Source organism: Oleiphilus sp. HI0066, from assembly GCF_001635725.1.
The window spans coordinates 1-1,419 of record NZ_LWFH01001834.1 but is presented as its reverse complement, the minus strand read 5'-3'; the positions used below and the strand labels follow the sequence as shown (position 1 = coordinate 1,419).

At 45.7% G+C, this 1,419-nt stretch carries 2 protein-coding genes; both read left to right on the top strand.

Annotated features, from left to right (window positions below; genetic code table 11):
• A partial coding sequence (gene lpxD / locus A3738_RS28510; RefSeq protein WP_068764018.1) for a UDP-3-O-(3-hydroxymyristoyl)glucosamine N-acyltransferase occupies positions 1–960 on the top strand: 960 nt, incomplete at its 5' end.
• Between the two features lie 37 nt (positions 961–997).
• Positions 998–1,419 (top strand): 3-hydroxyacyl-ACP dehydratase FabZ (gene fabZ, locus A3738_RS28505; RefSeq protein ID WP_068764019.1); only part of this gene is annotated, 422 nt, incomplete at its 3' end.

The window sequence follows — 1,419 nt, the reverse complement described above, 5'->3', positions numbered from 1 at the left end:
ATTAATGGCTTAGCGACTATTCAGGATGCGGATCAGGCTAAGTTGAGCTTCATTGCAAATCCTGCCTATGTAAAGCATTTGGCGACGACCTCAGCAGGCGCTGTCATTTTATCGCCTAAACTCGCAGAAGGTTTCGAGGGAAATGCTCTCGTTCATGAGAATCCATACCTCGCATACGCCAAACTAAGTGTCGAGTGGGATTCCGTCGCTAATTTTACGCCCGACATTTCTGATCGCTCCGTTATTGCGGAATCAGCGAGTATTGGGAGTAATGTATATATTGGACATGGCGTTGTCATCGCAGATGATGTCGTGATCGGTGATGGCGTATATGTCGGTGATAACGTGTCAATCGGTGCGAATTCTGAGCTTGGTTCCAATTCTCGTCTCTATAGTAACGTTGTTGTTTATCATGGGGTGACGATTGGAGAGCGTTGTACTGTTCAAGCAGGGGCGGTGATAGGATCTGAAGGCTTTGGATTTGCGCCGACAGGTAGTGGTTGGCAACGTATTAGTCAGTTGGGTGGCGTAGTTATCGGCGATGATGTTGAAATTGGTGCGAATACTACGATCGATCGTGGCGCGCTCGATAATACTGTTATTAGCAATGGCGTTATTTTAGATAACCAAATACAGATTGCTCACAATGTTGTGATTGGCGAAAACACCGCGATTGCAGCATGTTCCGCTGTCGCAGGGTCAACAACGATAGGTAAGAATTGTATCGTCGGCGGCGCAAGTGGTATTGCTGGGCATTTGACGATTACTGATGGTGTGCATGTTACTGCAATGACCATGGTCATAAAGAGCTTGACCGAACCTGGCGCATATTCCTCCGGCACAGGTGTTCAGAGTAACAAAGATTGGAAGCGCAGCATTGCACGACTGCGACGCTTAGATAGTACAGAGTCTCGTTTGAAGGCTGTTGAAAAACGACTAGACTCGATCAATCCAGAATAAGGGAATTAATATGACGGCGGAAAATACTGTGCGCACGATGGATATCGGTGAAATTCATGAATATCTACCCCATCGACCGCCCTTTTTATTTGTTGATCGAGTTACCTCTGTTGTTGGTGGTGAGCGAATTACAGGATATAAAAATGTATCTATTAACGAAGGGTTCTTTCAGGGGCATTTTCCTGGGATGCCAATTCTGCCGGGAGTATACATTTTAGAGGCGCTTGCTCAGATATCTGGCATTTTGGGTTTCGTGACAACAGATAAAAAGCCTAATGAGAATTTAGTGCATTACTTTGCGGGCGTTAATAAAGTTCGTTTTAAACGTCCTGTAGTGCCTGGAGATCAGTTAGTGCTTGAGTCAGACATATTGTCGGCTAAGCACAATATTTGGAAGTTTGACTGCCGCGCTCTTGTAGATGGCGAGATGGTTTGTGTTGCGGAAATTATGACCGCTGA